Here is an 8,712-nt window from a genome sequence, read left to right as displayed (position 1 = left end):
ATGATAATTTCATAAAGCACTATTAAACAGGTAAATATAATTTTCTGTCATTGGTAGGAACGAAGGAATCTCAAGGCATCGAGTACAGCACATTATTCAGTGATCAATTATAGGTTATAAATGGCTTTACAGCTTGCCTTAAGATCGCCGCGTTCCTCGCGATGACGCAATATCGTATAGCAAGCTGTAAATCATCATTAACTAAGACAAGCCTTTATATAGTAGCTTATGTGATTAAAAATATTCGGTTAAGCCAAGATAAAATGCACCTTCTCCCTTCATAGAAATTCCATAATCTAAAGAAAGGTTGGTACGTGTTTTCTTATTGATTTGTATACGAAGTCCGGCACCTACGGCAACTTGCAATTCATCAAATAAATGTACTTGATCCATCTCTGAGGATGCTGTAGTAGCATTGGCAAATATAACCCCACCCAATAAATCAGGATTACTTTTAACAACAATTTGGATACCCACCAAGTGCTCTAAGCACAGAATAGTTGCTTGCTAAAAATATTGAATCAGTTGTATTCTAAACCCATTAAAGTGATTGGGTGAGTTATTGTTTTTTACAATTACATATTCATATCGGTATTCAATTATCATGGTAGGCGATAAAGTATGACCAATCGCCAGTGTGTTTTTCCACTGTAATAACTCTTTTGTAACATCATTCTTTCCATAAAAGAATTCACTCATAGGGCGCAGATAGAGCCTATTGGGTGTGGGTAAACTTTGTTTTAACTCTATCCGGTATCTTAAGCGTGTATTAAATTCGTTATCTATATTAGGATTAAAAAAAATACGTTGCTCAAACATAAACCGGTGAGTTAACAAGGTATTGGTACTTAAATTATGATCAAATAATAATGATTGAAACGGTCGTAATTCGTAATGAAGAAGGCTCCCTTCTTGTATGGCAAAATTGCTGCGTTGACCAAGCCCTATTCTAAACCAATGATTCATTCTATGAAAGTAGGTAGTTCTAAATTCTAGTCTGTTCCATAAGTCCTTAGGCTGAGTATGCCAACCACTAGCAATAGATAATTTACTTTGATTATTTAAGGTAGTTTGACCGAAATAATATAACCTCCCTTGATTACTTATTTGTGCATTAATAGCTTGTACAACAAATAGACTTATTGTTAGAAGTATATATGTGGATTTATTTTTATACATCCAGACTAAATTTTAAAAATCAAGATTTGCAGCTAGTCCATTCTTAATCTATTTCTGTGCCAAATTACTCTAATTAAGAGGCGAATATTTATACAATAAAGTCAACCTGTTGTATAAAACAGTAGCATATGATATAGTGAGTTGTGTATGTGTAGTTGCTTATTAATTTTTTGATGGAGTATTCATCATTACTTCTTCTAAGGTGAACTTAGCCGGTTGCTGACGCGGAGGATACTCCTGAAAGGTAGATGTCATTTGACCTACCTGTGCTTGTGCCGGAACTGCTAAGAACTGACCTACTCGCTCCATCCATTCGTAATAACCATTGGCATCAGTAAAGGCTTTATAGAAGTAATTTATGTCAATCATTTGATGATGTTTTTGGTATTAAAACAAGGGCTTTATTTATATCATATTAATTGATACCTTTTGCAGAAGCTAAGTAAAAAGTAAACACTATGAATTACCAAGATTTAGGATATAACGATACATTACAACAACATAAAACCCAACAAGGACTTGGTGACTTTGAAGTGGGCCGTGTTATATTAGAACACAAAGAGCGTTACGTGGTAAAAACACCCACCCAAGAGTATGAGGCCGAGTTAATGGGTAACTTGCGCTTTTCGGCTAATAGCCGATACGATTTACCTGCTGTTGGCGATTGGGTAGCCTTTATGGAATACGATGAGGGTAAGGCTTTGATTCAGGCAGTGTATCCGCGGCACTCAATTATTGAGCGCAAGGCAGTGGGTAAAACCGGACAGGTGCAAATTATTGCCACTAATATTGATTATGGATTAATTGTGCAGGCGGTGGACCGCGATTTTAACCTAAACCGTATTGAACGTTACCTTACCATATGTAATTCATCAAAGGTAAATCCTATTATTGTTTTAAGTAAGGTTGATTTAATTAGCGATGCGGAATTGGCCAATATCAATGCGCAAATACAAGAGCGCATCAACGATGTTCCAGTGGCGTATGTGAGTAACACATCCATTGGCTATAGCCAGATTGAACAGTTTATAGAAGTGGGTAAAACCTATTGTTTGTTAGGATCTTCGGGCGTTGGAAAATCCACCCTATTGAACGGACTAGCAGGTACCGCCGAAATGAAAACCGCCGAAATAAGCACAGCTGTTAATAAAGGGAAACACACTACTAGCCATCGCGAACTAATTGTACTAGCCAATGGCGGCATTTTAATTGATAACCCAGGTATGCGCGAGGTGGGTATTACCGATACATCGGGAGGATTAGAGCTTACCTTCGAATCGATTTTAGATTATGCTGAGCATTGCCGCTATAACGATTGTACCCATATGCACGAGCAAGGCTGTGCCATTATTGAAGCCGTTGAAAATGGCGAAATAGATGAGGCTGCCTATGCCAACTTCCAGAAAATGGAGAAGGAACGAATGCATTACGATTCGGATGCGCAAGAGCGCAAGAAAAAAGGTAAAGACTTGGGTAAGCTGATTAAAAATATGAAGAAGGATAAAAAGAAGAATAATCTATGATGCCATATCATTGTAAGTGATTGCAATGATAAGGCATCATAGATTACATAGAGAGAGTTGAGTTATTTGACTAGAACGACATTTTCCAAATATCATTGTATACCTTGTATTTACTGTCTTCAGTACCCACGCCTCCAATGAAATAGATGTTATCATCTATGCAAAATGAACTTGCACCTAACCTTGGTGAAACAAGGATAGGGTCTCTTTCTTTAAACTCATCTTTAACAGTATCATACATCCAAATTGATGGGTGTTGGTAGTTCATTCCCATTTCTTCTTGGCCTCCTCCTGGGTAACTGTAATGAAAACTAGCCTCACGAACAATGAAACAATAGTTGTTTTGTACTGTAGTATGAGAAAAAAAGTAGGGTGGGCCATCATTTCTAATATGCCAGTCAGTTTTTGTTTTTAATTGCCACGTATTGTTTAAAATATCATATTTGTAAATAAAGAGTACGTTATTTTCTGTATCTAATCCATAAACCTCATTATTAATTACAAATATATCTCCATAAAATTCTTCGTTATTTGGATTTGCATTTTCGTAAATTAATTTATGCGACATGGTCTCAGGCTTGAATTCAATTAAGGTATTGTTTAAACAATATATCTTATCGTTTACTGAGAACCAATTTCCTTGATAATAATGAGCCGCATCTTTATTGGATAACTCCGAAATACTCCAACTCTCAGAATCTATGTTGTATGATATGAAATGAGAATCATAAAACCAATAAAAAGAGGAGCCTTGGTTAAAACACTTAATGTCAGACCTTGTAAGATCCTCAACACTAATATCACTTGGGTAATCACTAAGTCTGGTCCATGTGTTTTTAGAAGGGTCGTAGCACCAAAAATCTTTTAGCATACTTGCATCGTCACTCATGTACTGATCATGTCCGAGTCCATAGTATCCCTTTCCATTATAAGAAAATGAAATGGCTTGGTATCTTTCCGTACCTGGAAAATCAGCCATTTTAACCCAGTCATAGTCAGAGGTGTGAAAGGAATTGGTTTGACCATACCAAGTGCCACTTTCATTACTGCAAAATAAACGCGCATAATATTCTGTATTCAACTCAAGCCCAGTTATTGTATCATTTATAATTCTCTTGTTAGCACCACTTAAGGTGTTATCGTTAATAGTAGGCTCACTAGAAGTGCTCCAACAAATACCACTCTTAGTTATCTTATCACTGCCGTGAGATATTGATCCACTGAGTATGGCATAAGTACCACCAACCTCATTTACCTTAATACCTGTTATAGCTGATGAAAGGTCTTCGTCTTTTTTACACGATAAAAAAACAATCGTTAGTAGAGCTAGTTGAATAAATGTGTTTAGTTTAATCATGATTGAATAGTTTAGATAATAAGTATTAGAAATCTAGTGCATAATATGATTGTGCTCAAATATATACATTATTATAATTTTACGATGTGTCTGCACCTATAGAAACTGTTTAAATTGGTTGAGATATGCTTCATACATTTTTTTTGAGAAAAACATCTTAAGAGAAGCTCTTCGTTTTTATGCGTATTATTAATACCCGGGGTTTTATTGAAAGAGAACTTGCTAAACCGAAAAGTAAAATAGCATTAAAACTCTCCAATCGTATTTATATGGTACCTATGGGCAATTAATAATTTACGAATTCATTTTTACTTACTGACTAAAAACTGTGGAACTAAAGATTTACAACAATGCGTTTTATTATTTACGGTTGCGAACCGTAAACCAAATACCTACTATTTTTTATTGGTTTGGTAATATTGCTATCAGTAGTTATAAGATCAAGAATATTAGAATACACAAATGAAAGAACTCAGAAAAAGTATAACCCATAAACACCCAATACCAGAAGTTATTTTGGAAGACTTTATTGCCCAATGGGAAATTGTTACGCATCCTAAAGGTGCTATTTTGTCGGTACCAGATAAAACCGATAAGTACTTATTTTTTTACCATCAAAAGCTCTCTAAACAATACCATTCGATTCATGTTTAAACTGATAGATTCACTCAAACAAAAAATATGAAACAAATAGTAATAGCAGCATTTTTAATTTGCTTAACAGCAAACACATTCGCTCAGGAAGAGAACGACTTTATTAAGTTAGCTCAAAAAGTATTTCAGGCTGATAAAAAAGAAATAATAAAGGCCAATATGGATATTAGTGAGGCTGATGCCCCTGCATTCTGGAGTCTTTATGATGAATATCAAGATAAATTAAAGGAAGCCAACAGTAGTAGTATTCATATTATTCAACGCCTTTTAGATGTTGAAGTAGCAATTGATACAGAAGAAGCCGAGGCAGTTTGGCAGACTTATCAAAAGAATATGCAAACAAAGCTTACCCTACAAAAGAAGTATTTTAAGAAGTTTAAAAAGATATTATCATCAAGTGAAGCGGTGCGTTACTTCCAAGTAGAAAACAAAATAGCGGCCTTAATAAATGCGCATTTATCGATGGAAGTTCCTTTGGTAGAAAAATAAACAATACAAATAAAAATGGCCGTTGTAATTAAACAACGGCCAAAATTTTATTTTTTATATATGCGGTTATTCTGCAGGCCAATAACGAGTTCCATCAATTTTAATAGCTTCGTCAACACCATAGTAAGTATATTTAACGGTATCTACAGTTGAAGTACCTTCGTAATCACCAGAAAAAGTTTTAATAATTAAATCAGCTTCTTCTCCGATAGGAGCTTCTATTGCTTCCCACATAATTTTATAATCAGCGCCTCTTGAGGTAGTAAAAGTACCTTTTGCATCAGAGTTAAACGTATAAGTTTCCTTATAGTCTTCATATGAATAATACCATTCTCCTACTAATGCAGCTAATGCAGCTTTCGTTTCAAAAGAAACGGTTCCTTCAGCAATTGCATTGCCTGAGGCATCTTTAGCAGATACTTTAACATCGTAAGTAGTAGCAGCCGATAAATTATTAAAAGTATAATTTAAACCTTGCTCTTTAGCAATAGACATCTCATACTCTAGTTCTTCACCTTTTTTAGCATAGTCAATATCATAAAATAGTGCGCCTTCTACTTCACTAAAAGCAATTGTGGCTTCCGTTAACTTTGAACTAGAGTTTGTAACAGTTATCTCTCCCATCTTTGGGTCATCATCATCGTTGCTACAAGAAGTTATAGATAAAGAAAAGGCAATAGCAATTGCTAAAAGATTAAATAATTTTTTCATAATAAATTTAAGTTTATTGTTTAATATGTAAACATAACTACGTTAGTAAATGTAATTGGTTGCTGAAAAAAAAGGAGACGTTATGGTTATAGGGGTTAATGGATTTATTCAGAGAGTAGAAGGTTGTTAAATAATTTCTACATGTGCAATAGTAACTCGCGAGGGTGTATTGGGCAGGTGACTGTTGTATGTAATAGAAAGGTATGAGGTATAGGTTTTATGTAAGCCTACATTTATACTATTGCAGTTCCATCTTTATTTTCTTCAACGCTCTATAAATTTGCACCTCAACAGTCTTTGTTGAAATGTTTAGTTTTTCTGCAATTACTTTATGAGGCATTTCTTGTTCTCTACTCATTTTAAAAATTTGAGCACACTTACTCGGAAGTAGGGCAATAGATCTTTCAAGTTTGGCGGCAGTATCCTTTAAATTTATGTTGTCTTCAATAGTATTGTCAAAATCTAAGGCATGGTCATTTTGTTCCATATCAATTGACACGTTTTTCATGTTTTTTGCATTTACCTTAAATGCTTCGTAACGAATAGAGGCAAATAAATAAGCTTTCAAACTTTTCTTAATTTCAATACTATCCTTTATAGTCCATATTTTAAAAAATACATCTGATATGATGTCTTTCGCAATGTCCTCATCTTTAGTTATTGTGATAGCATATTTTTTTAGTTCAGCATAGTGTTTAACATATATTTCTTCAAAAGTGTTCTTATCTCCAGTTTTTAGTTTAGTTAAAATATGACTGTCATATTCTGTCATGCCGTGTTGTATATGTAGTGTTAGTTAAATGTGCTGCAAACTTAAAAATATATACAGCGTCGTTAGCAGAGGTTTGTGTTATCATTATGTGAACTTAATATTATCTTTATTTTCCTTGTAAGGGATTGTAATTTCAGAATACTCATAGGTAAAGATGAAACATAAAAATCAATGAAATTTGAAATTACAACTACCATGAATCAATTAAAATTAACTTCAGTATTGTGTATGTTCTTAGGAGCAATGTTGGCGATGCCTTTATCAGCCAATACACGTTTAATAACAAATGGCGATGGGTCAGCACAATCACCTTTATCTGTTACTCAGGTTTTAGAAGCAAGTATGGATGGGACCGAAAACTGGGTGCAGGGTTATATTGTGGGGGCGGCCATTAATTCTCCAATGACCGAAGAAGATCCAACAAGTTATAGTTTTGAGGTGCCTTATGGAAAGAATACCAATATTCTTATAGCTGATAACCCCAATGAAACGGATGTAAATAAATGTGTACCTGTAGAGCTATCACCTTCCTATCGTCCCTTAATTAGTATTGATGATAATCATGACTTTAAGAATAAACAAATTACAGTATATGCCAAGCTACAGCGCTACTATCAAGTTAATGGTTTAAAGGGTTTGAGCGATTATTCATTCCCAAATGCCACCATTGTTCTTAATCTCTCTCGTATGAGTTTTGGTCAGGTTATGCATAACAATACAAGCGAACCAATAGAAGTAGAAATTACACCCTTTGAAATAGAAGGTACTGTAAACCTAGAAGCACCTGAACATTTTGAGGTTTCACTAACAAAAGATGGAAACTATACTTCAAATGCTTCTTTTAATGCCACAACAAACGAAACTACCACAGCTTATTTTCGTTTTGCTCCAAACAATAGTGTAGCAGGCGATATTTATGATGTATTCACCATTTCAGGAAGCTCAGAGAGTAGGATTATTAATGTATATGGTTTTGCAGGCGAGGGCGATGCAAAAGGTTCTGAAAATAACCCTTATAGCGTTTCAGAGGTTCGACAAAATCAAGGTATAGGTCATGGTTGGGGCGAAGGTTATATTGTAGGTATTCCTGATGATGGACCCGTTTATTACTGGGATGCAGAAGATGGTGAGTGGTTACATACAAAAGGTTTAATATTAGCCGATAATCCTAATGAGAGAAATCCTCATAACGTAATCCTTATTCGTTTAACGGATACACCAAATACACAAATTAGAAATGATGTTAACCTTAAGGATAATCCTGAATTGTATGCACAAAAAATAAAATTTGGTGGCTCGCTAGCTACGTATTACGGTGTGCCTGCAATCATTACTATTGATAATTATTCGTTTGATGTGCAAACAGAATACACTATTAATTATAATGTTAATGGTGGCGAGGCTATTGAGGATGATTTTTATACTGCAGAGTCTGAAACCTTTTTGTTACCCATTCCTACTAAAACGGATTTTGTTTTCGAAGGCTGGTTTAATAATGCGAACCTTGAAGGGGATGAGATTAAGGAAGTTGTTACAGGTAGTGCTGGTGATTTGTTTTTGCATGCAGCATGGGGTAAAGCAACTAATATTGATGCCGATACTGAAAATACGTATACAATTTTCCCAATACCTTTTAATACCAATATAAATGTTTCAAATATTGATGCTGATGTTGCTATGGTTGAGTTAATTGATATAACAGGATCTGTTATTAATCAAAAAATAGCCAACGATTCTACGATTAGTTTTAATACCGCGAAGCTCTCAAATGGCATTTATTTTATTAGAATTACTAAAACTAACGGAACATCAATCACTCAAAAGGTTTTAAAATAATAAATCATTATTAGATACTCAGGTATAATAATTAAGTTATACCAACTTATATGCGAGCGACTATCTCTTTTTTTTGAGGTAGTCGCTCGTTATTTTACAGGGTGTCAAGCAAAGGCTTTAAAATAGCTTGTTGCGAGTTAAGTTCATGTAAACATATCGTTAACAATCGTATGTTGTGTAAGGGATGTAAG

General features: G+C 34.5%; 10 protein-coding genes. 4 read left to right on the top strand and 6 right to left on the bottom strand.

Translation table 11 applies throughout. The features are described from left to right. Positions 1–234: 234 nt before the first annotated feature. From QMO11_RS16425 to QMO11_RS16415, 3 genes are all read right to left on the bottom strand, one after another. Positions 235–477, bottom strand: a complete 243-nt coding sequence (locus tag QMO11_RS16425; RefSeq protein WP_282038430.1) for a hypothetical protein — start codon at positions 475–477, stop codon at positions 235–237. A 30-nt stretch (positions 478–507) separates the two neighbouring features. Beyond that, a complete protein-coding gene (locus tag QMO11_RS16420; protein ID WP_282038428.1) occupies positions 508–1,179 on the bottom strand; it encodes a porin family protein in 672 nt (223 codons plus the stop codon). A 162-nt stretch (positions 1,180–1,341) separates the two neighbouring features. Continuing rightward, positions 1,342–1,548, bottom strand: a complete 207-nt coding sequence (locus tag QMO11_RS16415) for a hypothetical protein (protein WP_282038426.1) — start codon at positions 1,546–1,548, stop codon at positions 1,342–1,344. Positions 1,549–1,637: 89 nt separating this feature from the next. On the opposite strand from QMO11_RS16415, the gene rsgA reads away from it, so the two are divergent. Beyond that, entirely contained in the window at positions 1,638–2,702 is a 1,065-nt protein-coding gene (gene rsgA, locus QMO11_RS16410) for a ribosome small subunit-dependent GTPase A (RefSeq protein ID WP_282038424.1), read from the top strand. 70 nt (positions 2,703–2,772) lie between these two features. Here the strand turns inward: rsgA and QMO11_RS16405 are convergent, their stop codons facing one another. Then, positions 2,773–4,059: a Kelch repeat-containing protein gene (locus tag QMO11_RS16405; protein WP_282038422.1), complete on the bottom strand. Its 1,287-nt coding sequence runs from the start codon at positions 4,057–4,059 to the stop codon at positions 2,773–2,775. A 462-nt stretch (positions 4,060–4,521) separates the two neighbouring features. On the opposite strand from QMO11_RS16405, the gene QMO11_RS16400 reads away from it, so the two are divergent. Together QMO11_RS16400 and QMO11_RS16395 are read left to right on the top strand one after the other, a co-directional pair. Continuing rightward, entirely contained in the window at positions 4,522–4,713 is a 192-nt protein-coding gene (locus QMO11_RS16400; RefSeq protein WP_282038421.1) for a hypothetical protein, read from the top strand. 27 nt (positions 4,714–4,740) lie between these two features. After that, positions 4,741–5,202, top strand: coding sequence for a hypothetical protein (locus QMO11_RS16395; protein ID WP_282038420.1), 462 nt, complete (start codon positions 4,741–4,743; stop codon positions 5,200–5,202). A 66-nt stretch (positions 5,203–5,268) separates the two neighbouring features. On the opposite strand, the gene QMO11_RS16390 is transcribed toward QMO11_RS16395, so the two are convergent. Further along, positions 5,269–5,913 carry a fibronectin type III domain-containing protein gene (locus QMO11_RS16390; RefSeq protein ID WP_282038419.1) on the bottom strand — a complete coding sequence of 215 codons (645 nt, stop codon included), beginning with the start codon at positions 5,911–5,913 and terminating at the stop codon, positions 5,269–5,271. Positions 5,914–6,151: 238 nt separating this feature from the next. After that, on the bottom strand, positions 6,152–6,685 hold the full coding sequence (locus tag QMO11_RS16385) for an RNA polymerase sigma factor (protein WP_282038417.1): 534 nt from the start codon (positions 6,683–6,685) through the stop codon (positions 6,152–6,154). Between the two features lie 171 nt (positions 6,686–6,856). Between QMO11_RS16385 and QMO11_RS16380 the strand changes: the two genes are divergently transcribed. After that, positions 6,857–8,521: a DUF6359 domain-containing protein gene (locus QMO11_RS16380; RefSeq protein WP_282038414.1), complete on the top strand. Its 1,665-nt coding sequence runs from the start codon at positions 6,857–6,859 to the stop codon at positions 8,519–8,521. Positions 8,522–8,712: the final 191 nt, after the last annotated feature.

The organism is Saccharicrinis aurantiacus, from assembly GCF_947489045.1.
Classification (GTDB): Bacteria; Bacteroidota; Bacteroidia; order Bacteroidales; family Marinilabiliaceae; genus Saccharicrinis; species Saccharicrinis aurantiacus.
Note: the sequence above shows the minus strand (reverse complement) of the source record. Positions and strands in the feature narration are given on the sequence as shown.

Excerpts from the sequence above, each read along its gene's own strand:
- QMO11_RS16420 (WP_282038428.1), bottom strand. The coding sequence starts at position 1,179 with ATGTATAAAAATAAATCCACATATATACTTCTAACAATAAGTCTATTT.
- QMO11_RS16415 (WP_282038426.1), bottom strand. The coding sequence starts at position 1,548 with ATGATTGACATAAATTACTTCTATAAAGCCTTTACTGATGCCAATGGT.
- rsgA (WP_282038424.1), top strand. The coding sequence starts at position 1,638 with ATGAATTACCAAGATTTAGGATATAACGATACATTACAACAACATAAA.
- QMO11_RS16405 (WP_282038422.1), bottom strand. The coding sequence starts at position 4,059 with ATGATTAAACTAAACACATTTATTCAACTAGCTCTACTAACGATTGTT.
- QMO11_RS16400 (WP_282038421.1), top strand. The coding sequence starts at position 4,522 with ATGAAAGAACTCAGAAAAAGTATAACCCATAAACACCCAATACCAGAA.
- QMO11_RS16395 (WP_282038420.1), top strand. The coding sequence starts at position 4,741 with ATGAAACAAATAGTAATAGCAGCATTTTTAATTTGCTTAACAGCAAAC.
- QMO11_RS16390 (WP_282038419.1), bottom strand. The coding sequence starts at position 5,913 with ATGAAAAAATTATTTAATCTTTTAGCAATTGCTATTGCCTTTTCTTTA.
- QMO11_RS16385 (WP_282038417.1), bottom strand. The coding sequence starts at position 6,685 with ATGACAGAATATGACAGTCATATTTTAACTAAACTAAAAACTGGAGAT.
- QMO11_RS16380 (WP_282038414.1), top strand. The coding sequence starts at position 6,857 with ATGAAATTTGAAATTACAACTACCATGAATCAATTAAAATTAACTTCA.